23 protein-coding genes are annotated in these 24,064 nt (G+C 65.7%); 9 read left to right on the top strand and 14 right to left on the bottom strand.

Annotated features, from left to right (window positions below):
• Nucleotides 1-19 precede the first annotated feature (19 nt).
• From FQU96_RS15925 to FQU96_RS15900, 6 genes are all read right to left on the bottom strand, one after another.
• Nucleotides 20-1,606 (bottom strand): TIGR04028 family ABC transporter substrate-binding protein, encoded by a 1,587-nt coding sequence (locus FQU96_RS15925; protein ID WP_146542617.1) that lies wholly within the window; start codon nt 1,604-1,606, stop codon nt 20-22.
• 158 nt (nt 1,607-1,764) lie between these two features.
• Nucleotides 1,765-2,559, bottom strand: a complete 795-nt coding sequence (locus tag FQU96_RS15920; protein WP_146542290.1) for a MetQ/NlpA family ABC transporter substrate-binding protein — start codon at nt 2,557-2,559, stop codon at nt 1,765-1,767.
• A gap of 106 nt (nt 2,560-2,665) precedes the next feature.
• Nucleotides 2,666-4,054, bottom strand: a complete 1,389-nt coding sequence (locus FQU96_RS15915) for an LLM class flavin-dependent oxidoreductase (protein ID WP_146542289.1) — start codon at nt 4,052-4,054, stop codon at nt 2,666-2,668.
• Nucleotides 4,055-4,180: 126 nt separating this feature from the next.
• Nucleotides 4,181-4,975 (bottom strand): MetQ/NlpA family ABC transporter substrate-binding protein, encoded by a 795-nt coding sequence (locus FQU96_RS15910; RefSeq protein WP_146542288.1) that lies wholly within the window; start codon nt 4,973-4,975, stop codon nt 4,181-4,183.
• A gap of 44 nt (nt 4,976-5,019) precedes the next feature.
• A complete protein-coding gene (locus FQU96_RS15905; protein WP_146542287.1) occupies nt 5,020-5,685 on the bottom strand; it encodes a methionine ABC transporter permease in 666 nt (221 codons plus the stop codon).
• Nucleotides 5,675-6,775: a methionine ABC transporter ATP-binding protein gene (locus tag FQU96_RS15900; RefSeq protein WP_146542286.1), complete on the bottom strand. Its 1,101-nt coding sequence runs from the start codon at nt 6,773-6,775 to the stop codon at nt 5,675-5,677. The genes FQU96_RS15905 and FQU96_RS15900 overlap by 11 nt, the downstream gene beginning before the upstream one ends.
• A gap of 221 nt (nt 6,776-6,996) precedes the next feature.
• Here FQU96_RS15900 and FQU96_RS15895 point away from each other — a divergent pair, with 221 nt between their 5' ends.
• Nucleotides 6,997-7,485 (top strand): SRPBCC family protein, encoded by a 489-nt coding sequence (locus tag FQU96_RS15895; protein WP_146542285.1) that lies wholly within the window; start codon nt 6,997-6,999, stop codon nt 7,483-7,485.
• Between the two features lie 70 nt (nt 7,486-7,555).
• On the opposite strand, the gene FQU96_RS15890 is transcribed toward FQU96_RS15895, so the two are convergent.
• From FQU96_RS15890 to FQU96_RS15880, 3 genes are all read right to left on the bottom strand, one after another.
• A complete protein-coding gene (locus FQU96_RS15890) occupies nt 7,556-8,335 on the bottom strand; it encodes an SDR family NAD(P)-dependent oxidoreductase (RefSeq protein ID WP_146542284.1) in 780 nt (259 codons plus the stop codon).
• 164 nt (nt 8,336-8,499) lie between these two features.
• Complete coding sequence (locus FQU96_RS15885; RefSeq protein WP_218574740.1) at nt 8,500-10,011, bottom strand: AMP-binding protein; 1,512 nt, start codon at nt 10,009-10,011, stop codon at nt 8,500-8,502.
• 101 nt (nt 10,012-10,112) lie between these two features.
• On the bottom strand, nt 10,113-10,772 hold the full coding sequence (locus FQU96_RS15880) for a TetR/AcrR family transcriptional regulator (protein ID WP_146542283.1): 660 nt from the start codon (nt 10,770-10,772) through the stop codon (nt 10,113-10,115).
• A gap of 139 nt (nt 10,773-10,911) precedes the next feature.
• Between FQU96_RS15880 and FQU96_RS15875 the strand changes: the two genes are divergently transcribed.
• From FQU96_RS15875 to FQU96_RS15865, 3 genes are all read left to right on the top strand, one after another.
• On the top strand, nt 10,912-11,577 hold the full coding sequence (locus tag FQU96_RS15875) for a TetR/AcrR family transcriptional regulator (RefSeq protein ID WP_178130534.1): 666 nt from the start codon (nt 10,912-10,914) through the stop codon (nt 11,575-11,577).
• 138 nt (nt 11,578-11,715) lie between these two features.
• Nucleotides 11,716-13,284 (top strand): long-chain-fatty-acid--CoA ligase, encoded by a 1,569-nt coding sequence (locus tag FQU96_RS15870; RefSeq protein WP_146542281.1) that lies wholly within the window; start codon nt 11,716-11,718, stop codon nt 13,282-13,284.
• 547 nt (nt 13,285-13,831) lie between these two features.
• A complete protein-coding gene (locus tag FQU96_RS15865; RefSeq protein WP_255468370.1) occupies nt 13,832-14,470 on the top strand; it encodes a DUF1345 domain-containing protein in 639 nt (212 codons plus the stop codon).
• A gap of 40 nt (nt 14,471-14,510) precedes the next feature.
• Here the strand turns inward: FQU96_RS15865 and FQU96_RS15860 are convergent, their stop codons facing one another.
• Genes FQU96_RS15860 through FQU96_RS15850 form a run of 3 tightly spaced genes read right to left on the bottom strand, consistent with a single transcriptional unit; the run spans nt 14,511 to nt 17,823 of the window.
• Nucleotides 14,511-15,398: an IclR family transcriptional regulator gene (locus FQU96_RS15860; protein WP_178130533.1), complete on the bottom strand. Its 888-nt coding sequence runs from the start codon at nt 15,396-15,398 to the stop codon at nt 14,511-14,513.
• A 22-nt stretch (nt 15,399-15,420) separates the two neighbouring features.
• Entirely contained in the window at nt 15,421-16,605 is a 1,185-nt protein-coding gene (locus FQU96_RS15855) for an ABC transporter substrate-binding protein (RefSeq protein ID WP_146542278.1), read from the bottom strand.
• Between the two features lie 27 nt (nt 16,606-16,632).
• On the bottom strand, nt 16,633-17,823 hold the full coding sequence (locus tag FQU96_RS15850; RefSeq protein WP_146542277.1) for an ABC transporter substrate-binding protein: 1,191 nt from the start codon (nt 17,821-17,823) through the stop codon (nt 16,633-16,635).
• 148 nt (nt 17,824-17,971) lie between these two features.
• On the opposite strand from FQU96_RS15850, the gene FQU96_RS15845 reads away from it, so the two are divergent.
• Both FQU96_RS15845 and FQU96_RS15840 read left to right on the top strand, forming a co-directional pair.
• Complete coding sequence (locus FQU96_RS15845) at nt 17,972-18,835, top strand: aspartate/glutamate racemase family protein (protein WP_146542276.1); 864 nt, start codon at nt 17,972-17,974, stop codon at nt 18,833-18,835.
• Nucleotides 18,836-18,970: 135 nt separating this feature from the next.
• The gene (locus FQU96_RS15840; RefSeq protein ID WP_178130532.1) at nt 18,971-20,008 is read left to right on the top strand and encodes a tripartite tricarboxylate transporter substrate binding protein; all 1,038 of its coding nucleotides are present in this window, start codon (nt 18,971-18,973) and stop codon (nt 20,006-20,008) included.
• Nucleotides 20,009-20,010: 2 nt separating this feature from the next.
• Here the strand turns inward: FQU96_RS15840 and FQU96_RS15835 are convergent, their stop codons facing one another.
• Together FQU96_RS15835 and FQU96_RS15830 are read right to left on the bottom strand one after the other, a co-directional pair.
• On the bottom strand, nt 20,011-20,577 hold the full coding sequence (locus FQU96_RS15835; RefSeq protein WP_146542274.1) for a HEAT repeat domain-containing protein: 567 nt from the start codon (nt 20,575-20,577) through the stop codon (nt 20,011-20,013).
• 189 nt (nt 20,578-20,766) lie between these two features.
• Nucleotides 20,767-21,498 carry a phosphotransferase enzyme family protein gene (locus tag FQU96_RS15830; protein ID WP_146542273.1) on the bottom strand — a complete coding sequence of 244 codons (732 nt, stop codon included), beginning with the start codon at nt 21,496-21,498 and terminating at the stop codon, nt 20,767-20,769.
• Between the two features lie 289 nt (nt 21,499-21,787).
• Between FQU96_RS15830 and FQU96_RS15825 the strand changes: the two genes are divergently transcribed.
• From FQU96_RS15825 to FQU96_RS15815, 3 genes are all read left to right on the top strand, one after another.
• Nucleotides 21,788-22,102 carry a non-heme iron oxygenase ferredoxin subunit gene (locus FQU96_RS15825; protein ID WP_146542272.1) on the top strand — a complete coding sequence of 105 codons (315 nt, stop codon included), beginning with the start codon at nt 21,788-21,790 and terminating at the stop codon, nt 22,100-22,102.
• An 11-nt stretch (nt 22,103-22,113) separates the two neighbouring features.
• Complete coding sequence (locus FQU96_RS15820; protein WP_146542271.1) at nt 22,114-22,914, top strand: ABC transporter ATP-binding protein; 801 nt, start codon at nt 22,114-22,116, stop codon at nt 22,912-22,914.
• Nucleotides 22,915-23,085: 171 nt separating this feature from the next.
• The gene (locus FQU96_RS15815; protein ID WP_146542270.1) at nt 23,086-24,063 is read left to right on the top strand and encodes an ABC transporter substrate-binding protein; all 978 of its coding nucleotides are present in this window, start codon (nt 23,086-23,088) and stop codon (nt 24,061-24,063) included.
• Nucleotide 24,064: the final 1 nt, after the last annotated feature.

Raw genomic sequence — 24,064 nt, 5'->3', positions numbered from 1 at the left:
CGTGCGTGCGCGAGTAGCCTCAGCGCCCCTCGATCCATGTGGCGTAGAAACTCGGCCGACCGACGGCCTCGAAGCCGACACCCTTCACGCGCGGTGACGCGGCAAACGCCTGCGGCTCCTCGAAGATCGGGATCGCATAAGCCTGGTCGAGCACATAGGCCTGCACGTCGCCCACCAGCACCAGCCGCTTCTCCGGATCGGGCTCCGAGGCGATGGCCTCCAGTAGCGCATTGAGCTTGTCGTCGACGAAGGTCTCGACCTTGGTGCTCACCCCGCCTTTCTGCAGCAGCACGTTGCGGGTGGTCGGATAGTACTGGCTGCGGATCACGTCGGGATCCGCTCGCCCGACCATGGCCGGCGATATCGGCGTCTTGCGCGGATCCAGATTGTCCACGATCCGGCTGCCGGCATCGCCCGCCAGAACATTGAGCTTGACGCCCAGCCGGGCCCATTGCTGGGCGATCAGCTGCAGCGTCTCCTTGTTCTGCGGCTGTGGCAGCGATTCATAGGCCGTCAACACCAGGTCACGTCCGTCCTTCTGGCGGACGCCGCGCGGGCCGAGCTTCCAGCCGGCTTCGTCCAGCAGGCGCGCCGCCAGCGCCGGATCGTGCGCCAGCTTGGCGGACTGATCGACATAGCCTTGCGCCGTGGCCGCGATGATCGACGTCGCCCGCGGATAGTTTGCCGAGAACAGTGTGGTTACGATCTCCTGGGTGTTGGTGGCATGCAACAGTGCCTTGCGCACCCGCAGGTCGGCGACCAGCGGGTTGTCCGGCCGGAAGACGACGCTGTTGTTGATGCCGCGTGTCGAGGGCGCGTAGATCAGGAAGTTCTTGGCCAGAACCTGCTTCTCGTCATACGCCTGCACCTGGCGGATGACGTGCGCCTGCCCGGCCAGCAACGCGCCGATGCGCACGCTGTCTTCCGACGTCACGATGATCTTGATGCCGTCGAGCAGCGGACGGCCCTGGTGCGGATGCCTGGCCGGTCCCCAGGCATAGTCCTTGCGGGCGACCAGAACGAGCTCACGGTCGAGCACCTCGCTTGCCACCACGAACGGCCCGGAGCCGATGATCTTGGTGGCATCCCCCAACTGGTCGTAGGGCAGTGCCAGGGTCTTGAGCGATACCAGACCCGAGCCGATCACCGAGGTGCCTTGCAGGAAACCCGGTGACGGCCTGTGGAAGAAGAACCGTACCGTCAGCGCATCGACCACCTCGCTGCGGGCGTAGTTTGTGATCACTTCCGACACGGGATGCTTGAGCTCGCGGTTGCCCAACCCATAGGTGTCGTAGTTCTTCGCCACGGCCGCGGCATCGAGCGGTGTGCCGTCGGAAAACGTCACGCCCGGACGGATCTTGAACGCGTATTCGGTCGCATCTGCGTTGACGGTCCAGCTCTCGGCGATCCACGGCTCGATCGCGAGCGTCTGCGGGTTCTGGTATGTCAGCTTGTCGGTGATCTGATTCAGCACGCCGCCGTTAGGGTAGAAGCCGCCCGACGGCGGGTAGAGATTGGTATGGGACTGCTGCTCCAGGTAGATCAGCGTACCGCCCTTGGTCGGTGCGCCGGCCTGAGCGAAGGCCGGCCCGGTCAACAGGAACATCGCGCCGGTGATCAGGCCGAGGCGTCTGGTGAGAGACAAGATGGGATCCTTCCGTCATGCTGGCGCGGCAGGGCCAACGCGGCGGCGCAAACTACGCGTCCGGCCGCCCTGCCGCTTTTCAGATTTTCTTAAGATGGCCTTAAGCCTGTGTTTGTGATTCAAAACCCTGCCGGGATGAAGGCCGGCAGCTTGGTGTCGATGAAGTCCCTGACCTGCGGCGATTTGAACACCTCGACGAACGCCTTCAGCCGCGGATCATCCTTGCGGTCGGCGCGCGCGGTGAGTCGCAGCACCAGGCCGTCGTCGATGGTGCGGTCGATGATCAGCGCCGTTTTGGGATCACCACCGGCCAGGATGAGGTACGTAATGTTGACCAGGGCCAGGGTCACGTCGTCGAGCGCGCGATAGAGCTGCGCCGGATCCAGTTCGATGACCTCGATCTTCTTGGGGTTGTCGATGATGTCGTGCTTGGTGACCGTGAAGCCCTTGCCCGGCGTCAGCTTGATCAGGCCGGCGCGTTCCAGCAGCTGCAAGCCACGGGCACCGTTGAGCGGTTCATTGGGAATGCCGACCTTGGCGCCCGGCTTGACCTCGTCGATGCTCTTGATCTTGCGCGAGAACAGCCCCACCGGCGCGATCACCCCCACCTTGTCGACCTGGACCAGGTTGAAGCCGCGGTTCTTGTTCTGCAGCGAAAGGTAGGTCGCATGCTGGAAGAAGTTGGCGTCGATGTCGCCGCTGTTCACCGCCTCATTCGGCGTCACCCAATCGGAGAACTCGATGACCTTGACGTCGATGCCCTTCTCTTTCGCGAGCTTGGCGACATATCCCAGCAGCTGCCCCATCGGTCCGGCGCTGGCACCCAGCTTGAGAGGTTCGGCGGCCCAGGCTCCCGCGGCGAGGCTCAAGGTAACGCCGGCAGCGATCACCTGATGCACAAAACGCTTGATCATCTTCTCTGTCACCCCTCTGCATTGGAGTGACCATTTCTCGACATCAGCTTCAGAATACAAGACAGATTAACTTGTCACCGTGTTAAGTATTTAACGAATACTTCGTCTATTCAGCCGCGATCTTCGTGGCACCGATACGGTGGCTGGCACCGGGATGGCCGCCCGACAACCGCGCCTGCCCTTGGCCGAACAGCTTCTCGCGCAACACGCCGGGCGCATAGTCGCGCTTGTAGCGGCCGCGACGCTGCAGTTCGGGCACGACATGATCGACCACGTCCACGAAGCTCTCGGGCGTGACGGCATAGGCCAGATTGAAACCGTCAACGTCGGTGGCATCGACCCAGGCCTCGAGTTGATCGGCCACGGATTGCGCTGTCCCCACGAAGACCGGCCCGATACCGCCGATACTGAGCTGGTCGACCACATCGCGTACTGTCCAGATGCGGCTGGGATCGGCGCGCGTGATGTTGTCGAGCGCGGTGCGGCTGGCGTCGCTCTCGACGTGACGCACCTGCTGATCGAGGTCGAGCGTCGAGAAATCGACGCCGGTCCAGCCCGACATCAGCGCCAGGCCGCCGCGATAATCGGCGTAACTGCGGTATTCGTCGTATCTGGCTCGCGCCGCCGCCTCGGTTTCGCCGACCACGACGGTCGCCAAGGCAAAGATCAGCATGTCCTGCGGATGACGGCCTGCCGCTGCCGTCAGGCGACGCAGGTCGGCGACACGCGGGCCGATGACGGCCACGGACGGACCGGAGACGAACACGCATTCGGCGTGGCGGCCGGCAAAAGCGCGGCCCTTGCTGGAGGTGCCGGCCTGGTAGAGCACCGGCGTCCGCTGCGGCGAGGGTTCACCGAGATGGATGGCATCAACGCGATAGAATTCGCCGGCATGCTGGACCCGATGCACCCGGGCGGGATCGACGAACAGGCCGCGCGCATGATCGCGCACGACGGCATCGTCCTGCCAACTCCCTTCCCACAGCTTGTAGACGACCTCCAGATACTCCTCGGCGAGGTCGTAGCGATCGTCGTGGGCACGCTGGCGATCGAGCCCTGCTCCCTTGGCGGCACTGTCAAGGTAACCCGTGACGATGTTCCAGCCGATGCGGCCGTCGGTCAGGTGGTCCAGCGTCGTCATCCGGCGGGCGAAGACGTAGGGATGCTCGTAAGACAGGTTGGCGGTGATGCCGAAGCCGAGATTCTTGGTCACGGCCGCCATGGCCGAGACCAGCATCATCGGATCGTTGATCGGCACCTGCGCCGCACTTCCCAGCGCCGCATCCGGCGTGCCGCCGAACACGTCATAGATGCCCAGCACGTCGGCGATGAACAGACCATCGACCTTGCCGCGTTCCAGCAACTGCGCCAGATCGGTCCAGTACGATAGTCGCTTGTAGTCGGCCGACCGGTCGCGCGGATGCCGCCACAGCCCCGGCGACAGATGGCCGACGGTGTTCATCTCGAAGGCATTGAAGCGGATCTGCTTGGCCATGGACTGTCCTCTCGATCCTCCCCAGCGACGCTGGGAGGTGCTCTCCTGGGAGCGCGGGGCGTCCCGCCCGCCTCGGCGCATAGCGCCGAAACATGAGCGGGCCAGAGGCCCGCGCTCCCAGGCAAGCTACCACACCGGCTGGTAGGCGCCCTTGAAGCGGTTCAGCACGAATTGCTTCACCGGGTCGGAATGATACACCGAGATCAGCTGAGCGACCCAGGGCTTGTCCTTGTCCTCCGTCCGCACGGCGATGATGTTGACCCAGGGGCCGTCGGCGGCTTCCTTGATCAAGGTGTCTTTCACCGGGTCGAGGCCGGCCTGGACGGCGTAGTTGTTGTTGATCGAGGCCGCATCGACATCCGGCAGTGAGCGTGGAATCTGCGCCGCATCGAGCTCGATGAAACGGAAGCGTTTGGGATTTTCTGCGATGTCGGCGACGCTGGCCACCACGTTGGCGGGATCGCGCAGCTTGATGATGCCGTTGGCGTGCAGGATATGCAGCGAGCGGGCGCCGTTGGTCGGGTCGTTCTGGATCGCGAGCGTCGCGCCGGGCGGGATGTCGGCGAAGCTCTTGTACTTGCGCGAGTAGAAGCCCATCGGCGACGCGATGGTATCGGCGACCTTGACGATCTTCCAGTTGGTCTTGGCGATCTGGTTCTTCAGATACGGCTCGTGCTGGAAGGAATTCGCCTCGGTCTCACCCTGCGCCAGGGCCTGGTTGGGAATGACGTAGTCGGTGAACTCGACGACCTTGATGTTGACGCCGCGCTCGGCACCCACCTTTTTGACGGCGTCGAGGACCTCGGCATGCGGCCCGGCGGTGACACCGACACGAATGGTCGGAGGATCGGCGGCCTGGGCTGCAAGCGATGACAGGAACAGAGCGGCCGCGATGCTCGCGCCGATACTGCGTTCAAACATAAGAGGCTCCTTTGATCCCTCCCCGCTGCACGGGAGGAAAATGATCACCGCTGGCGAATGCGTTTGTTGAGGCGTCGCGACAGGGTGTCGCCGATCGACTGCACGCCCTGCACCAGCACGATGAGCACGACGACGACGGCCGCCATCACGTCGGGCATGAAGCGCTGGTAGCCGTAACGGATGCCGAGGTCGCCCAGGCCGCCGCCGCCGACGGCACCGACCATCGCCGAGTAGCCGATCAGGCTGACAACAGCGAGCGTCAGGCTGAGCGCGATGGCGGGGATCGCCTCCGGCAACAGCACCTTGCGCACGATCTGCAGCGGGCTGGCGCCCATGGCGCGCGCCGCTTCGACCAGGCCGTGGTCAACTTCACGAATGGCCGTCTCGACCAGCCGCGCGATGAACGGCGCCGCGGCGATGCTGAGCGGCACGATGGCGGCGCTGGTGCCGATCGAGGTGCCGGCGACCAGCCGCGTCAACGGAATGATCGCCACCACCAGGATGATGAACGGCGTCGAGCGCGTGGCGTTGACGACGAAGCCGATGATGCGGTTGAACAGCGGCGCGGCAAACAGCTCGCCCCGGCCGCTGGTGGCCAGGAAGACGCCCAGCGGCACCCCGGCCAGGGTCGCACAGGCGATCGCGATCGCGACCATGCGCAGGGTATCCAGCGTGGCTTCCGCGATCAGCCAGACGATCTCAGGTGACATAACCGAGAATCTCCACGTCGAAATCCCGCTGCCGCAGATAATCGAGGGCCGATGCCAGCGTGGCGTCGGCCGCGGGCAGTGCGACGTTCAGAATGCCGAAAGGCTTGCCGGCCACCTCGTCGATCTGGCCGGCGACCAGGTTGGCCTCGATGCCCCGCTCACGCGACAGCTGAGCCAGCACGGGCTCGCTCGCGAAGTGGCCGCGGAACACGATCCGCACCAGCGCCTGGCTGCCCGGTTGGACGTCGGCCGAGAGCCGGCGGGCCACGCTGGGCGGCAGCGCCCGTCCGGTGGCACTGCCCAGGAATGACCGCGTCGTGGCGTGCGCCGGCCGGGTGAAGATATCGAACACGTCACCCTGCTCGACCACCCGCCCCGCTTCCAGCACCGCGACCTTCTGCGCGATGCGCCGGATGACGGACATCTCGTGGGTGATCAGCAGGATGGTGAGTCCCAGTTCCCTGTTGATGCTGGCCAACAGGTCGAGGATCGACTGCGTCGTCTCGGGGTCGAGAGCCGACGTCGCCTCGTCCGACAGCAGCACCTTGGGCTCGGTTGCCAGGGCGCGGGCGATGCCGATGCGCTGCTTCTGGCCGCCGGACAATTCCGCCGGGTAGCGGTCGCGCTTGTCGGTCAGTCCCACCAGTTCGAGCAACGGTTCGACCCGTGCCTTGATGGCTGCCTTGCCGACGCCGGCGACCTCCAGCGGCAAGGCGACATTGTCGAACGCCGTGCGCGAGGACAGCAGGTTGAAATGCTGGAAGATCATGCCGATCGACCGGCGCACGTCGCGCAGCGCCGGCTCGGGCAACGCCGACACCTCGACGCCGTCCACGATCACGCGACCGCCGGTCGGTTTCTCCAGGCCGTTGGCGAGGCGGATGAGGGTCGACTTGCCGGCACCGCTGCGGCCGATCACGCCCACGATCGAGCCACGATCGACGTCGAGATCGATCTGCTCGAGCGCCGTGACCGCCGCCCCGCCTTGACGCGCGGGAAAGGCCTTGTGCACGGCTTCGAAGCGGATGATGGCGTCAGCGGTCTGCGCGGCCAATGCGGTCGGCTTGAAGAGAGGTGTCTGGATGTTCATGGAACTGAGGCACGCTGACGCACGAAGGCTCCCGTGTTGGAGAGCGCTGAGCGTTAGCGTCGACAGCGGTGACCGGGCAAACCACTTTTCCTAAACCCGCCGACAAGAGAATCTTCAGACGGCGCGGCCACGTGTCGCGGCGGTTGATGGAATCTCTTCGCGGCATGTCGGGACGCGCGGCCGCCGTTCGTCCTTGGGGCTCTAACGATCAGGAGACAACGATGACCGCCACGCCCGTCCCCGCCACACCGACCTCCGACCGCGAACTGGTCCTGGTCCGCATCATCGACGCGCCGCGCGAGAAGCTGTTCCGGGCCTGGACCGATCCCGACCTGCTGAAGCAATGGTTCGCGCCGCGGCCCTACACGACGCCCTTCGCCAAGCTCGACGTGCGGCCCGGCGGCACAGCCGATGTCGTCATGCGCAGTCCCGACGGCGAGGACATGCCTGTCCCGGGCGTGTACCTGGAGGTCGTGAAGAACGAGCGGCTCGTCATGACCGATGCCTACACCGAGGCCTGGAAGCCGTCGGAAAAGCCGTTCATGACCACGATCATCACGTTCGAGGATGCCGGCAACGGCAAGACCAAGTACACCGCCGTCGCACGCCACTGGACGGTCGCCGACCGCGAGGCGCACGAGAAGATGGGTTTCCACGAAGGCTGGGGCCAGTGCGCCGATCAACTGGCGGAACTGGCCGCGACGATCTGATCCGGCGCACTTCGTGACGAGCGCAGGTGGATGCGGAGCATTCACCTGTGCTCACCATGAAGGCCCTCGACTACCACCGGGCCAGGAAGCCGCCGTCGACAATCAACTCGGTGCCGGTGACGTAACGCGCATCGTCGCTGGCGAGAAACAGGGCGGCGTGCGCGATGTCATTGGGATCGCCGATCTCGCCCAGGGGAATCTGCCGGACCATCGCGGCCTTGGTGGATTCGATCGAGCGGCCTTCGCGCGCCAGTGCGACGAAGGTCTTCTCCAGCGCCGGTGTCTGGATCATACCCGGCGCGATGGCGTTGACGCGGATCTTGTGCGGCAGTTCAGCGAAGCGCATCGCCGCCGACTTGGTCGCCGAGATGACGGCCGACTTGGCCGCCGCGTAGGCAATGTTGTGCGTCGAGCCGCGATAGGCCGCGACGCTGGCGATGTTCACGATGGCGCCGCGAGCCCGCATGGCGGCGGCCGCCGTCTTCATGCCGTAGAAGACGCCGTCGGTGGTGACGCGAAAGGCCTCGTCCCAGACATCGTCGGGCATGGTGTCGACGGCGCCGGCCTTACCCGAATAGGCGGCGTTCACCAGGATATCGAGCCCACCGAACTGACCCACGACGGCATCGATGAGTGCGCGCCAGCTCGCGGGATCGCCGGCGTCCAGCCGCATGAACTGCGCTTCGCCGCCCGCCGACCGGATCATCTCGGCAACCGAGGGGCCACGCCGCTCGCTGACATCGGCCACCGCAACGCGCGCGCCTTCCCGCGCGAAGACCCGGCAGATCGCCGTGCCGATGCCGCCGGCACCACCCGTCACGATCGCAACCTTCCCCTCCAGCCGCTTCATTCCAATCTCCTGCTGTATTGCCGGAACAAGATTCCCCACAGAGACACAGAGGACACTGAGGGGCACAGAGAGAACGAGTTCGCGCGCCTGTCGTGCGCACTATCCTTCTCTGTGTTTCTCTGTGTCCTCTGTGCCTCTGTGGTGAATCTTCTTCATCTTCCTCGTCATCCCGAACGCGCCATGCGGGCGTCGCGCAGGGCGCTGCGGCGCACCTTGCCGGCGTCGTCGCGCAGGAAGTCGTCGACGAACTCGAACGTGCGCGGGATCTTGTAGCGGACCAGCCGCGACTCGAGGTAGGCGCGCAAGGCGTCTTCGCCGACCCGGCCACGCGCGTCAGGCGCCAGCTGCACCAGGGCGTGCACGCGATGGCCCATGTCCTCGTCCGGCAATCCGATCACGACGCTGGAGCCAACGTCGGGATGGGCATCGAGCGCGGCCTCGACCTCGGCCGGATAGATGTTGGCGCCACCCGACACGATGAGATCGGTGCGCCGGTCGACGATGTAGAGATAGTCGTCGGCGTCGAGATAGCCGAGATCGCCGATCGACTCCCAGTCACCCAGCGATTTGGCGTCGGCGCCGAGATAGTGGTAGGTCGAGCCTCGCCCCGCATCAGGCAAGAAGAAGATCTCACCCACCTGCCCGGGCGCGCAATCGCCGCCCTGCTCATCCACCACCCGCAGCCTCGAGCCCGGCACGATGCGGCCGACCGACCCCTTGTGCGCCAGCCATTCAGTGCCCGAGATCACCGTCGCCCCCTGACGTTCGGTGCCGCCGTACAGCTCGAAAATGCGCTCCGGTCCCAGCCAGTCGATCCACTGCTCCTTGAGCCACATCGGGCAGGCCGATGCCATGTGGAAGACCACGCGCAGGCTGTCGAGATCGAACGCGGTGCGCTGCTCAGCCGGCAACCGCCAGATGCGATGCATCATGGTCGGCACGAAATTGACCCACTGCACGCGATGGCGGGCGATCAGATCAAGTGCCTGCAGCGGATCGAACCGGCTCATGCTCACGACATGGCCGCCGATGAACAGCCCGGCATGCATCAGGCTGAACGGCGCATTGTGATAGAGCGGCCCGGGATTCAGCAGCACGTCGCCCGGCTGCATGCCCAGCATGCCGGTCGCGGGATCCCATGCCGCCGGCATGTGATCGACGATGATCTTGGGGCGACCGGTCGAACCGCCGCTGCTCATGGCCTTCCAGTGCGGCGCAATCTTCACCGGCAGGGCATCGGCCGACAGCGCGGCGTCCGGCACCTGGCCGGCCGGCAGCACGTTCCAGCCCGGCAGGCGCGCCGGATCGGGACCGACCACGAGGCTGGGCCGTACCAACTCGACGATCGCCCGCAGTTCGATGTCCGGCAGGCGCGAGGACACGATGTTGGGCGTGGCGCCGAGCTTCCAGATCGCGAACGAGGTTTCGAAGAACTCGAGGCTGTTGGGCAGCGCGATGGTGACGAAATCGCCCTCGCCCACGCCGCGTGATGCCAGCAGCCGGGCCCGGCGGTTGGCGCGCGCCTCAAGCTCGTCCCAGCGCAGTGTGACGTCGTCCTGCGTCAGCGCCGCGCGCGCAGGGTCGCGCGCGGCATGATAGGCCGGCAGGCTGCCCATCGGGACCGCGACCGCCGGCGACGGCTGCAACGCGGACGAATTGAGAGTGACCTCGGCCATCGGAGATCTCCCGGTGCGTTTCCTCTTTGCTTGGCGGACAAATTCTACCGTCTGGTCGATAAAATCAACCATGTTCTTCCTCCCCTGTTTCGTGGGGAGGATTACCGTCCCTTGCGCGGCTTCAGGCCGGTGCGGAACAGCTGTACGAACGCCTCGCCGATCTCGCTGGGATCGTTGGGTCCGGACGGATCGTACCAGTACGTGATCCAGTTCAGGGCGCCGTACATGGCGAAAGCCGCCATGCGCGGGTCGCACGACGCGATCGATTTGTCCTTGATGCCCTCGGCAACGATGTCGCGCAGCACCTGTGTCGCCTCGCGCAGGCCCTGGCGGAACTTCTGCAGCTCGGCATCCTCGCTGCCGACGTCGCGGATGGTCATCACCAGGCATTTGCCGTAGTCGGTGGAAATCGCCTCGGCGTAGCTTTTCAGGAAGATCTCGAGCTTCTCGAGGCCGACCTTACGGCTCTCTGTAGCATCCTGGATCGTCTTGCTGATGCCGTCCCACACCCGCGCGCGGCACTCGGCCAGGATCTCGGCCTTGTTCTGCACGTAGTAATAGATGGTGGGCTTGGTGACGTTCAGGCTGGCGGCGATATCGTTCAGCGTCGTGTTGCGATATCCCTTTTCCTGGAACAGCCGAGCAGCCGTGGCGATCACCGCCTCGCGCTTGACGTCATAGGCCTCGGCGCGTCGCCGCCTGCCGGGCCGCCACAGCGGCTCTGGCGGCTGTCCCGCCGGCCGCGTTTCTTGCGATGCCATCGGACCTCGTTGCTGTATGGCTCACCGCGGCAATCATACAGGATTGCATGTTGAAATCAGATCGATTTCTAATGACCGGTCGGTCCAATTTCGCGCTGCGCGCGTTGAAGCCATGCCGCCGTGCCTGTATGGAAAGGCCATGAGCATCGCCACGACGGAATCGCCCTGGGGCAGCACGCCCCGCAAGCACCGGTCCAAATTCCAGCTCAAGCGCGACGCCGTCCTGGAGGCGGCCGCCGCGTTGTTCCGCCAGCGCGGCTACGAAGGTGCCTCGCTGAACGAGCTGGCCGACATCCTGAACATCACCAAGCCCACGATCTACTACTACGTCGAAAGCAAGGACCGGCTGCTGCTGGATATCAAGATCCAGGTCCAGGAGCAGATCCTGACGTTCATGAAAGCGACCGTCGCCGGCCCCGGCACCGCGCTTGAAAAGCTGCGCGCCATCATGATCCGCTATGCCGAGTTCATGATGTCGGACTACGGCACCTGCCTGTCGCTGATCGCCAACCGCGAGATCGGAGAAAAGGGCCGCATCGAGGTGGAAACGCGTATCGAGGAGGCCAACCAGATCCTCTATCGCCTGCTGGACCAGGGCAAACGCGAGGGCAGCATGGTCGTGCCCGACCGCGTCGTGGCCTGCCATGGCCTCTTCGGCTCGCTGAACTGGATGTCGCAATGGGCCAAGCCGGACGGCCGCCTGCCGCCCGACAAGCTGATCCCCATGCATGTCGACATCCTGCTGTCCGGCGTCGCCGCCCCTACCGCACGCGCACCTGACAAGCCCAAGCGTCGCCGTAGTTAGCATTATCGCTGTCATCCCGAGCGCAGCGCGGGATCCAGGAGCGGCGCTGGGTCCCCCTCGCTGCGCTCGGGACGACAGCGATCGTCTCCATTGACTTACCGACCGGTAGATATAATTTAGATCAACCGGAGGAAACCAATGACATTCGAGCTGACCAGCCTGCTGAAGCGCGCCGTGCAGTTGCATGGCCGCGAGGGCGCCACCGTGCACGGCACGCGCCAGCGTACCTGGGCCGAGATCGCGACGCGGTCGGCGAAACTGGCCGGTGCCCTGCGGGCATTGGGGGTACGGCCCGGCGATCCAGTGGCGATCCTGGCGCATGCGTCGGACCGCTATCTCGAGTATCTCTGGGGCGTGCTGTGGGCCGGCGGCGTGCTCGATCCGATGAACGTGCGCCACGCGCGTCCCGAGATCGCCTATTGCCTCAACGACTCGGTGGCCAAGATCCTGCTCGTCGACGGCGCCTTCGCCGCCATGACGCCGGCACTGCGCCAGGACGCGCCCCATCTCGCGACCTTGATCTGGATCGGCGACGGACCGGCACCCGACGGCATGCTCGACTACGAGGCACTGGTGGCACGGGCCGCACCGGCCGAGGACGCGCGACGGCGCAACGATGACCTCGCCGGCATCTTCTACACCGGTGGTACCACGGGCCAGGCCAAGGGCGTGATGCTGAGCCACACCAACCTGATGACGGCGGTGCTGGTCGGCTACGGCACGCGCATGGTGGCCGAGGGCTCCGCCCTGTTGCACACCATGCCCCTCTTCCACCTGTCCGGCATCGTGACCATGCTGTCGGCGACCGGGCGCGGCAATCGCAACATCCTGCCGCCGCGTTTCGAGCCCGGCGAAGCGCTGCGCCTGATCGAACAGTATCGCCCGACCGCGGTGGTGTTCGCGCCCACCATGCTGCAGATGCTGCTCGATCATCCCGCCTTCGCGCAGACGGATGTGTCCAGCCTGGAAACCGTGACCTATGGCGCCTCGCCGATGCCCGAACCGCTGCTGCGGCGCGCGATCGCCGTGCTGCCCAAGACCTGCGGTTTCGTGCAGGCCTACGGCATGACCGAGACGTCGGCGTCGGTCACCCTGCTGGGTCGCGAGGACCATGATCCGGATGCGCCGACCGCGCATCGCCTGCGTGCCGCCGGCCGCGTGGTGCCGGTGTCCGAGCTCCGCATCGTGGGCCCCGACGGCAATGAGGTGCCACGCGGCCAGACCGGCGAGATCGCCGCCCGCGGCCCCAATGTCATGCTGGGCTACCTCAACAAGCCCGAGGAGACGGCCAAGGCGCTGCGCGACGGCTGGATGCACACCGGCGATGGCGGCTACATGGACGAGGATGGCTACATCTACGTCGTCGATCGCATGAAGGACATGATCGTGTCGGGCGGCGAGAACGTCTATTCGGTCGAGGTCGAGTCGGCGGTCAGCCGGTTCCCGGCCGTCGCACTGTGCGCCGTGATTGGCATCCCGCACCCCAAGTGGGGCGAGGCGGTGCACGCCATCATCCAGCTCAAACCCGACGCCTCGGCCACGGCCGAGGAGATCATCACCCACTGCCGCGAACAGATCGCCGGCTACAAGTGCCCGCGCTCGGTCGACATCCGCAGCGAGCCGCTGCCGCTCACCGCCGCCGGCAAGATCCAGAAGAACGTCCTGCGCGCCCCGTTCTGGGAAGGCTACGCGAGGCGGGTGAACTGACTTGCTGTCGTCGTGAGTGCAGCGAAGGACCCTGCGGTACATCGCGTGGCCAAGGCGGAACGAGTGCGTTCTATTGAAGATCTCATCACAGAGTTCCGCACCGGCTACGCCGACCACAAGGAACGAAACGGCGCACGGTGGTCTGGGCAAACGCTGGGGGCGCGCGACTCCGTCGCGCGTCTTCGTCTGGATCGACACATGACGCGCCACGGAGTGGCGCGCCCCCAGCGTGTGATCGACCTGCCTTGGCCAGTTTCCTTTCAGGCACAGAGGGCACAGAGGCTCACAGAGGAAAAAGAGACGCGACCGAAGGCGCACCCATGACCTCTCTGTGAGCCTCTGTGCCCTCTGTGCCTCTGTGGTGAATCTTTCCTGCCTTGAAACACGCACCCTCTTCGATCGACGCACCGCGAGGTCCTTCGCTGCGCTCAGGACGACAGCAGATTTGCAGCACAGGTAGACCCCCGCACGATCCCTCGCTACGCTTACGATGATCAAGACGCGAGGTGTTGCGCATGGATGTCGTTCGCTCATCGCAGGACCACCGGTGAAAGCGCCGCCGCATCGGCGGATCGCCTTCTATGTCGCCGCGGTAGCCGGCGTGATCGCCTGGCTGGGCGGGCGCTGGCTGGCGCCCGGGCTTGACGTCATCATCGCCGCCGACGCGTTCTTCCTGTTCTACCTGGTGCTGGCGCTCACCGGCATGCCACGGCTGACGGCCAACTTCCTCAAGCACCGTGCCGACAGTGCCGACCAGCCGGTGTGGATCATCTTCGTCGTCACGCTCGCCACCGCGGTCGTCGCCCTGGTTTCGCTGTTCATCCTGATCAACCGCAAGGAAAGCCCGGGCACCTTGGCGCTGGTACTGACGCTCGCTTCGGTGCCGCTGGGCTGGTTCACCGTCCACACGATGGCGGCGCTGCACTACGCGCACCTCTATTGGCAGCCGCCGGCCATCGGCGCGCACGCGCGGCGCGGCCTGCAGTTCCCCGGCGATGCCGAACCGAACGGTTGGGACTTCCTCTACTTCGCCTTCGTGATCGGCATGGCGGCCCAGACCTCCGACGTCGCCGTGACCGTCCGCATCATGCGCGTGACCTGCCTGGTGCACTCGATCATTTCGTTCTTCTTCAACACGGTCCTGGTGGCCGCCGCCGTCAACGTGGTGGTGTCGCTGGGCAGTTGACCCTGGGAGCGCGAGCCTCCGGCCCGCTCATGTCGCGGCGCTACGCGACGCGGACGGGACGGCCGCGCTCGCAGCCGTCGTTGCGGCTGACCGTGGCTTTCAGAACCTCCACCGCGATCTCCTGCGCCGCCCGGGCGCAGGCGGAACCGATCGCCAGCAGCGGCTTGTCCCGTGTCAGCAGCCGGGTCGGCACGAAGCAGGCGAGTACGCCCGATGCCGTCTCGTCGGCGGCGCCGATCGAGGCCATGACCGGTGTCATGCCCCCGGTGCTCGCCGCCTGCTCCGACGTGTAGAAGCCCTGCCTCCGGCCATTGCGCACGATCTGCTCGATCCGCGCCGCGATCTCCTGCCCATCGGCCGGCTGGTCGTGGCGCAGATGCGCCAGCGCATCGCTGCGCTTGCGCGCCGGCAGCGCGGCGGCGAACAACCGGCCCAGCGCGGAGTCGAACAGCGCGATGCGCGCGCCGGTATCGATCCCGTACGGCGCGGCCTGACCGTCGGTGGCACAGCGATCCACGCAGATCACCGTCTGCCGCGAGGCTGCCACCAGCACGGCGCTGCCGCCGAAGCGGGCGACCAGCGCTTCCAGATGCGGGCGCAGGCGGTGCCGCGCGCGATTGTAGTGCTGCACCGCGAAGCCCAATGCCAGGGTCGAGGACGCCAGCGAGTATTTGCGCTCGCGCCGGCAGTAGGCGAGGTAGCCGAGCTCGACCAGCGTATGCGTCAACCGCGACACGGTCGGCTTGGGCAGGCCCGTGCGGGTGGCGATCGCCTGGTTGCCGAACTTCCCGTCGCCGTCACGGAAAGCCTCGAGGATGGCGAGGCCACGCGCCAGCGAGGTGACGAATTGGCGGCTCGCCACCGCCTCGTCGGCGGACAGCATGGCGTCGTGCGGCAGGTGTACCTGCGACCACGGTGTCTGGTGCATCGATGCCCTCATCGTCTTCGGTTCAATCGAGCAGAACCCACTTCTGACCGTCGAACTGTCTCAATCGAAGGCGGCGGTATGCCGCGACGTCTTGCGGTGTCGTCGTCAAAGCGATCCCCGGCAGCAGCAACGGCGGTCGAAGATCCTTGAGATTCTTGGCCGCATTCATGATGTTCTCTCGCGTCAAATTGCTGCCAACACGCTGTAAGACATGCTGCAGCACCGACGCCGTCAGGTGCGAGGCGACGCAATCGTCGAGCGGCTCCTGTGGTGCCCAGTTTTTCATGAACGCGAGGTAGTTCTTCATGTCGTCGTCGTTCGCCCACGCCGGATCGCTGGGCAACTTGACGAACGCCGTCGAAATCACGCCGACCGACTTCTCGAACCCGGCGGGTGCCAGGACCTGGCTGATGGCACCCGACGCGTTGACCAGGAGGTGCAAGGGCTTCCAGTCGAGATCGTAGACCTTACGGATCGCCTGGGTGGCGAACTTCGGCGTGCTGATGTTGATGAGCACGTCCGCTCCCGATGCCTTGAGTGCGATGATCTGCGACTCGATGGTGGGATCCGTCGTCTCGTAGCTCTGCTCGGCCACCAGCAGTTTCTTGCCCGTCTCACCCAGGGCGTGTTTCAGCCCATGCAGGTGGTCCTTGCCGAAATCGTCGTTGGCGTACAGAACCCCGATCCGGGCATTCGGCCGGTGCTTCAGCACGTAGTCGGCGTAGATTTTCTGTTCGATCTGATATGACGGGTAGAGCGGCATGGTCCACGGGAACCTGGCCGTATCGTTGAATTTCGACGCGCCGGTCGAGATCATCAGCTGCGGTACCTGCTTGGTGTTGAGGTACTTGTGGACCGCCGTATTGGTCGGCGTACCGACGGTGCCGAAGATCAGCAGAACCCGGTCCTGCTCGACCAGCTTACGCGTCTGTTCCACGGTCTTGGGTGGACTGTAGGCGTCATCCAGCGAGATGAAGTTCACCTGCCGGCCGTTGATACCGCCTTCGCTGTTGAGCCTCTTGAAATAGGCGGCCAGACAGCGACCACCGACGCCGTAGGCCGACACCGGACCACTGTAGGGAATGGTGTGGCCGATCTTGATCTCGCTGTCGGACGCGCCCGGACTGTACTTTTTCTCCTCGGCGGCGGCTGCCGAGAGGGTCAGGCCAACAACCACGCACGACAATACGGGGAACCAGCTTTTCATGACGTCCTGCCCGTCCGAGTGCTTCATCTAGTTCATCAGGACCCATTTCTGGCCATCGAAGCGCTGCAGGCGCAGCGTCGTGTAGGCAGCGACATCCTGTGGCGTGGTGCGCAGCGTGATGCCCGGCAGCAGCATGGGCGGCCGCAGATCCTGGATGCTCTTGGCCACTTTCATGACGTTGTCGCGCGTCAGCGTATTGCCGGCACGCTGCAGCACGTGGTGCAGCACCGATCCGGCCAGGTAGCCCATGGCGCAGAAGGCATCGTCCGGCGAATCCTGCGGATCCCACTTCTTCATGAAGGCGACGTAGGCCTTGACGTCCTCGTCCTGCGCCCACGCCGGATCGCTGGGCGTCTTGATGAAGGCGGCGGTGATCAGGCCGACCGAATTCTCCAGCCCGGCCGGCGCCAGCACCGAGCTGATCGAGCTCGAGGCGTTGACGACCAGATGCAGCGGCGCCCAGCCGATGTCGCGCGCCTTGCGGATGGCCTGGGCCGCGAACTTGGGCGTGCTGATGTTCACGAACACCGTGGCGCCCGAGGCCTTGAGCGCGATGATCTGCGAATCGATGGTGGGATCGGTGGTCTCGTAGCTCTGCTCGGCCACCAGCAGCGCCCTGCCCTTCTCGCCCAGCGCCTGCTTCAGGCCGTGCAGGTGGTCCTTGCCGAAGTCGTCGTTGGGATAGATGACCGCGATCTTGGCGTCGGGCCGGTGCTTGAGGATGTAGTCGGCGTAGATCTTCTGCTCGAGGTGATAGGAAGGATAGAGCGGCGTCGTCCACGGGAACTTGGCGGTGTCGTTGAACTTCGACGCGCCGGTCGAGATCATCAGGTGCGGCACCTGCTTGGTGTTGAGGTACTTGTGGATCGCGGTGTTGGTGGGCGTGCCCACGGTGCCGAAGATCAGCAGCACCTGGTCCTGCTCGACCAGCTTGCGGGTCTGCTCCACCGTCTTGGGCGGGCTGTAGGCATCATCCAGCGAGATGAAGTTGATCTGCCGGCCGTTGATGCCGCCCTCGCTGTTGACCTTCTTGAAGTAGCCGGCAATCGCGCGTCCGCCCGATCCGTAGGCCGACACCGGACCGCTGTAGGGCATGGTGTGGCCGATCTTGATCTCGGTGTCGGACACGCCCGGCCCGTAGTCCTTGGCCGCGGCGGGCGCCGCGGACAGCACGGCAATGGAGAACAGTCCGGCCAGCGCCGGCGCCCAGAGCTTCATCGTTTCCCACCCGGTGATTTGCTGCGTTCGTTTGGCGATCAGTTTATCGACCAGACGGTAGAATTTAGACTCCGACGTGCCTTGTCAAGGCCGCTCGCCATCCGTGGCCGCGCGCGTAAGGTCGCGTCAGACGATCAAGGAGACCCGCATGACCGCCCGGCCCAGCCCCTACCGCTTCCTGCTGATCAACCCATTCAGCCTGGCGCCGGGCAGCAGCTTCCAGATGCGCCCAACAGACGGCCCCAAGGAAGAGCAGCTCTACAACCATGCCGACGTGGCGCCGGTGCTCGAAGGCGTCGACTGGGATCTGCATCCCGGTGCACGCGCGACACACGGCAACTGGCCGGTCGAGACCCGGCAGGAGTTCCTCTCGGTCGGCGCCAATCGCCTGCCGCTGGTGCGCGAGGCCTGCGCCGGTGGCCGCTACAACGCCATCGTGCTGTTGGGTGGTGGCGATCCGGCATACATGGAGGCGCGCGAGATCGGTCGTCAGTACCGCATCCCCATCACATCGTGCGCCCATGCACAGATGCATGTCGCCGGCCTGCTCGGCGACAAGTTCAGCATCATCGACGTCTCCGAAACCCACAACATGCAGATGGCCCACCTCGTCGTGCAGTATCGGATGACCGGGCGGTGTGCCTCGATCCGCAACGTCAACTTCCCGCTGCCCAAGCCGCACCTGCCCGACGAACGGCCGATCCAGGCCGAGCGCGACCGGGCGCTGGCGGGCAAGCCCTCAGTGATGTTGAGTGCTGCCGTGACCGAGGCGGTCGCCGCCATCGAGGACGACGGCGCCGACGTGATCATGCTGGGCTGCTCGGCGGCCTACTGGATGCAGCCGCTGCTGCAGAAGCGCCTGAACACCATCGGCTGGGACGTGCCGGTGCTCGAGGGTTATCGCTGCGCCATCGCGGTCGCCAAGACTCTGGTCGACCTCGGTGTCGACGCCAGCGGCCTCGCCTTCCCCGGCGAGCGGCCGGCGAAGTGGCGGCGCAAGAAAGTGTTTTGACGCGCGCGGCGGCGGCCGGTGCTGGACAACCGGGACTCGCTTCCGTACCATCCTCAGGTCTCGCAAGTTCAATAACCATTCAGGCGCGAGGCACCATCCCGGATATCCATACCGACTCGAACGGAAGGTATGACCATGGCCACACCGCTCCGGGCCGTGCCATCGCGCAGGCCTCGTCTCCCGCATCCCCACGCCGCTCTGGGCTATCTGCGCCGCCGCCGCATCGTCGGGGCTCCGCTCGCCGTGCTAGCGTTGCGCAGCGCGCAGGCGCAGGGTCACTGGCCCAATCAGCCCATCCGGCTGCTGGTCGGCTTTCCTGCCGGCGGCTCCGCCGACATTCCCGCACGCGCGCTGGCGCAGGCAATCGGCGACACGCTGGGCCAGCCCATCGTGGTTGAAAACCGCGCCGGCGCCGGCGGCGCCATTGCCGCCGAAGCCGTCGCGCACGCCTCGGCCGACGGCCACATGCTGCTGATGCTGCCGTCGGGCGCCCTGCTGCTGCCGATGCTGCGCCGCAGCCTGCCCTTCGATCCCTACACCGACTTCCAGCCGATCGCCATGGTGGCCGAAGCGCCGCCGGTGCTTTGCGTACCGTCGGCATTGGGCATGACCGACCTCGCTGCGTTCATCGCTCAGCTGCGGCGACCCGATCACGCGCTGACGTACGCGCTGTCAGGACCAGGCACCAGTTCGCAGATCAACTTCGCGCTGCTGATGCAGGCTACCGGCACGACGGCCGTCGCCGCCATGTATCGCGGCGATCCCGACATGCTGCGCGATCTGCTGGCCAATCGCGTGCAGGCGACATTCCTGTCGGTGCAGACCGCGCTGCCGCATATCGCCAGCGGCGCGCTGGTCGCGCTGGGTGTCGCTGGCGAGACGCGATGCTCGGCGATGCCGGGCGTGCCGAGCATGGCGGAGCTCGGCCTGCCGTCGGTCGCCTACGTTCCCTGGTGGGGCATCGCCGCGCCCAAGGGGCTTGCCCATCCGATCCGTGATCGCCTGGCCGTGGCCATCCGCCGCGTGGTGACGTCGGCTGACTTCCGCCAGCGCCTGGCGCAGCTCGGCGCCGATCCACGCGATCTCGGACCGCAGGACTTCGCCGCGCTGATCGCGGCCGAGCGACAGCGGCTTGCCGCCATCGCCACCACGGCCGGACTCAAGCCGGAATGAAGTCAGGGCCGGGCGATTCCGGCGCCTGTTCGTGACGCCTGTCGATGGTGTCGGCCTTTTGACCGTTCGTGGATTTTTCCACCTGGCGCATACCAGCGCGCTTTCTTCCGGACTGCGGGCGAAGGATCAGTCGACATGCTTCTCACGATCGCCGCCTCGGCCACAGGTTCGATGTGAGCAGACCGGCCCACGGCCTCGATCGCCATGGCACGGACATGGGCGTCAGGGTCCGCGTCGAGCAGCTGGATGGCCTTCTTCAACAAAGGACCGTCCGTGGGAAGACAGGCGTCTGTCTTGCAGCGATCACAGCTCAGGCTGTGCAAAGCCGAAACCCTCACCCGCGCATCGGGATCATCCAACATCTTGAGCAGCGGCTGCATCGCGTCTGCGGTCAGCAATCGGTCAAGCAGACGACAGCATTGATAGCGGGCTTCGGCGTCCGGATGCTGCAGCCCCTCGACCAACACCGGAACCGCTGCCGCACCGCGGCCTATGAAAACGCGCATCGCCGTCCCTGCCCGGTAGGGACGAGCAAGGTCTTCGATCAATGTCGCGTCGTCGACGTCCATTCGCCTTGCATAACTCTCTTGTGAGGCAAGTCAAGCCGGCGCGTCGCGGAGCACCGCATCACAGGCACCGCAGATTGAATGGTGGGATACGCCCCTAATCACGAAGCCGGCCCAGATCACGTCAGGTGGCTAAGCGGCGTCGCCGGGGAATCCGGCATTCGATGCGACCTCTTGATTCGCTGCCGCTGCTCAGACCGCTCGAACTTCGGCAAGCCGCTTGATTGCGTGCTCGTCGTTCCAGCAGACGGCGGCTTCCCATGCGGCCGATGCTTGCGCGGCGATGTCATGCGCGTCGCCGTCGAGGCCGGCGGCGTTGTGGGGCAGCACCAGGTCAAGGTCGGGGGCGTCGACGTGCGACTCGTCCCAGTCGATCAGCGCGACCCGATCTGCGGTCATCCGGATATTGCGCGGATTGGGGTCGCCGTGGACGACGCATGTCCGACGCCCGATGAGCCGAGCCCACGCTGCTCGGCATCGAGCAACGCCCTCCGGCGGCATCGCGCCGAGGTCGATCCTCGTCCCGGTCTCGGCGTGCAGGAGGTCGGTCGACGATCGCCAACCCGGGCGCTGCGGCCAGCCCTGCGTCAACCGATGCAGCCGGCGGAGCGTGTCGGCCGCGCGCCGCCAGTCGGCCTCCGTCTCGGGCGGTCCGCCCTCCACATATGTCATCACCACCAGGCCGTCCGCGAACAGCCGGCCATCCATCGTCGGGATCGGCACTGGCACGGTCAGACCTTCCCGGGCGAGATGTTGGAGGAGCTCGGTCTCCCACGCGAGATCAGCGTCGCTCCTGGCACCGATACGACCGACCGCGAGGTGCCCGTGGACGCGCACGCTCCACACGTCGTTGGCAACGCCGCCAGCGAGCGGTTCGATGCGGGCGGCGTCTTCACCCCACTGCCCGAGTGCCTCCCATCCCACTGGCGACATCCTCGATCAACCCGATTGGTGCTTGGCTTTAACAGTATCCATCGTAACCGGCGAGGTTGGGTTGCAACTGAGGTGCTGAAGCAGGCGGCGATGGCATGAGGGGCCTGTCTCCAGTGCCACGGAAGGAGTTCGTGCGGCCGTGCACTCGCCTCCGCGATCGGAGCCGGCGAAGAGCCATGCCTTCCCTGTCCGCCACACCCGCTTGACAGGCGGTGGCTGTTGCCTATGATGATCCATATAGGTAACCGCGTTTCACTAATAAAACAAGAGCGGACACGCGATGACGACCACATGGCACGACGTAGCAGCGCCTGAGGACGTAGCGGAGGACATGCCCATCACGGTGAAGCTGGGCGACCGTGATGTCGGCCTCTATCGCCTCAATGGCGAATTCTATGCGCTCGAGGATGTGTGTCCTCACGCCTACGCCCTGCTCTCGCAAGGCTTCATCGAGGGCGACGAGATCGAGTGCCCGCTGCACGGCGCCAAGTTCCACATTCCCACCGGCCGCTGCACCAAGGAGCCGGCTGATCGCGATCTGCGGCGCTATGACGTGAAGCTCGAATCCGGGCGCCTGTTCGTCGGCGTCGCGTGAGGTTCGGAACAATGCCCGACCTTCGCATCGAATTCCGCAACGTCACCAAGCGCTTCCCGCCGCGCGGCGCTGGCGCCCAACCGGTGGTGGCCGTGCAGAACGTGTCCGTGTCGATCGGCGACGGCGAGATCGTGGCGCTGATCGGGCCCAGCGGCTGCGGCAAGTCCACCCTGCTCAACATGGGCTCGGGCCTTTATCTGCCCAGCGACGGCGAGGTGCGCATCGACGGCCAGCTGGTCAGCGGCCCCAATCCGCAGGTGGCGTTCATGCTGCAGAAGGACCTGCTGCTGCCGTGGCGTACCATCCAGCAAAACGCCGAGTTCGGGCTCGAAGTGCGCGGCATGCCGGCGCGCGAGCGGCGTGAGCGCGCCAAGGCGTTACTGGCAAAATGCCATCTCGCCGGTTTCGAGAACCACTATCCGCACCAACTGTCGGGCGGCATGCGCCAGCGCGCGGCGCTCGCGCGCACCTTGGCCGTCGATCCGGTCGTGCTGCTGATGGACGAGCCGTTCTCGGCACTGGATGCGCAGACCAAGATGGTGCTGCAGCAGGATCTCGCCCGCACCTTGGCGGCCGAGAAGAAGACGGCGCTGCTGATCACGCATGATTTGGTCGAGTCCATTACGCTCGCCGACCGCGTTCTGGTGATGAGCCAACGTCCGGGCACGATCATCGAGGAAATCCGCCTGGATGACCTGCCGGACCGCGACAACCCCATGGTGCGCCGCAGCCGGCCGCGCGTGCACGAGTACGCCGCACGGCTGATGGAGCTGCTGCACATCTATGACACCGCCGACGCCCGTGCGGTCTGAGTATGTCTTCGATGCGACGCCTCCTGTCATCCCCGAGCGTAGTCCCCGCCGTCATCCCGAGCACAGCGAGGGATCTTTTCGTCAGAGCGCACCGTGCGCCGTTTCGAAAAGATCCCTCGCTGTGCTCGGGATGACGGGTGGGCTCAAGCCGTTTCAGCCGGAGACCCGACGATGTTGACGAAGCGAGCCTTTATGACCTCGACGGTCGCCGTCGCAGCCACCGCCATCGCGGGATCTGCGCGCGCACAGGCCGAGGAAATCACCTACCTGCTGCCTGCCGCCGCGTTCCTGCCGGCCTTCGGGCCGTGGATGCTGGCGCAGGGCCGCGGCTACTACGCCGCCGAGGGGCTGAAGGTGAACTTCGTCGTCGCCAAGGGCGGCGTCGATGTCGCCAAGCAGGTCGGCGTCGGCAACGCCCTGATCGGCGGCGCCATCGGCGACACGCCGATCATCGCGCGCGCCCAGGGCATCCCGGTCAAGGCCGTCGCCGTGCTGGGCGGCCGCTCGCTGACCCAGCTGGTGGTGCATGACGGCAAGGGCATCAACGGGCCCAAGGACCTCAAGGGCCGCATCATCACGACGATGGCCTACCAGGACACCACGTTCTTCGCGCTGCAGGGCATGCTGGCCTCGGCCGGCTTGAGCAAGAACGATGTCGATGCGCAGGCCGCCGGTCCCGCCGGTGTGTGGCAGCTGTTCGCCGCCGGCAAGGCCGACGCGATGGCTGCCGTGCCCGACTGGATCGCCTCGGTGACCGACGCCGGCATCAAGATCAAGATCTTTTCGTCGGATGACTTCTTCAAGAGCATGGCGCAGGCGATCCTGGTCGCCGACGACACCATCCAGAAGCGTCCCGACGTGGTGCGCAAACTGGTGCGCGCCACGCTCAAGGGCATGCAGGACATCATGAAGGATCCCGCTGCCGCGGCGCGCGACTACATCAGCGCCGTGCCGCAGCACAAGGGCAAGGAAGCCTATATCGAGGCCGTGTTCCGCCTCTACAACACCTACGTCTATCCGGGCCAGACCGTGCTGGGCACCATCGACGCCGAGCGGCTGGCGGCGGTGCAGCAGTTCTATGTCAAGGAAGGCATCGTGCCCAAGGCGGTGCCGGTCGCCGACCTGTTCACGAACCAGTTCGTGCAATAGC

The organism is Reyranella sp. CPCC 100927, from assembly GCF_007859315.1.
In the GTDB taxonomy this organism is placed as follows: domain Bacteria; phylum Pseudomonadota; class Alphaproteobacteria; order Reyranellales; family Reyranellaceae; genus Vineibacter.
The sequence above is the reverse complement of the archived record's forward strand: the minus strand, read 5'-3'. Positions and strand labels throughout refer to the sequence as shown.

Coding starts and splice junctions, on each gene's coding strand:
- FQU96_RS15825 (WP_146542272.1), top strand. CDS start 21,788: ATGACGACCACATGGCACGACGTAGCAGCGCCTGAGGACGTAGCGGAG.
- FQU96_RS15820 (WP_146542271.1), top strand. CDS start 22,114: ATGCCCGACCTTCGCATCGAATTCCGCAACGTCACCAAGCGCTTCCCG.
- FQU96_RS15875 (WP_178130534.1), top strand. CDS start 10,912: ATGAGCATCGCCACGACGGAATCGCCCTGGGGCAGCACGCCCCGCAAG.
- FQU96_RS15850 (WP_146542277.1), bottom strand. CDS start 17,823: ATGAAGCTCTGGGCGCCGGCGCTGGCCGGACTGTTCTCCATTGCCGTG.
- FQU96_RS15815 (WP_146542270.1), top strand. CDS start 23,086: ATGTTGACGAAGCGAGCCTTTATGACCTCGACGGTCGCCGTCGCAGCC.
- FQU96_RS15915 (WP_146542289.1), bottom strand. CDS start 4,054: ATGGCCAAGCAGATCCGCTTCAATGCCTTCGAGATGAACACCGTCGGC.
- FQU96_RS15910 (WP_146542288.1), bottom strand. CDS start 4,975: ATGTTTGAACGCAGTATCGGCGCGAGCATCGCGGCCGCTCTGTTCCTG.
- FQU96_RS15835 (WP_146542274.1), bottom strand. CDS start 20,577: ATGGACGTCGACGACGCGACATTGATCGAAGACCTTGCTCGTCCCTAC.
- FQU96_RS15855 (WP_146542278.1), bottom strand. CDS start 16,605: ATGAAAAGCTGGTTCCCCGTATTGTCGTGCGTGGTTGTTGGCCTGACC.
- FQU96_RS15925 (WP_146542617.1), bottom strand. CDS start 1,606: ATGTTCCTGTTGACCGGGCCGGCCTTCGCTCAGGCCGGCGCACCGACC.
- FQU96_RS15905 (WP_146542287.1), bottom strand. CDS start 5,685: ATGTCACCTGAGATCGTCTGGCTGATCGCGGAAGCCACGCTGGATACC.
- FQU96_RS15890 (WP_146542284.1), bottom strand. CDS start 8,335: ATGAAGCGGCTGGAGGGGAAGGTTGCGATCGTGACGGGTGGTGCCGGC.
- FQU96_RS15920 (WP_146542290.1), bottom strand. CDS start 2,559: ATGATCAAGCGTTTTGTGCATCAGGTGATCGCTGCCGGCGTTACCTTG.
- FQU96_RS15900 (WP_146542286.1), bottom strand. CDS start 6,775: ATGAACATCCAGACACCTCTCTTCAAGCCGACCGCATTGGCCGCGCAG.
- FQU96_RS15840 (WP_178130532.1), top strand. CDS start 18,971: ATGGCCACACCGCTCCGGGCCGTGCCATCGCGCAGGCCTCGTCTCCCG.
- FQU96_RS15870 (WP_146542281.1), top strand. CDS start 11,716: ATGACATTCGAGCTGACCAGCCTGCTGAAGCGCGCCGTGCAGTTGCAT.
- FQU96_RS15845 (WP_146542276.1), top strand. CDS start 17,972: ATGACCGCCCGGCCCAGCCCCTACCGCTTCCTGCTGATCAACCCATTC.
- FQU96_RS15895 (WP_146542285.1), top strand. CDS start 6,997: ATGACCGCCACGCCCGTCCCCGCCACACCGACCTCCGACCGCGAACTG.
- FQU96_RS15885 (WP_218574740.1), bottom strand. CDS start 10,011: ATGGCCGAGGTCACTCTCAATTCGTCCGCGTTGCAGCCGTCGCCGGCG.
- FQU96_RS15880 (WP_146542283.1), bottom strand. CDS start 10,772: ATGGCATCGCAAGAAACGCGGCCGGCGGGACAGCCGCCAGAGCCGCTG.
- FQU96_RS15860 (WP_178130533.1), bottom strand. CDS start 15,398: ATGCACCAGACACCGTGGTCGCAGGTACACCTGCCGCACGACGCCATG.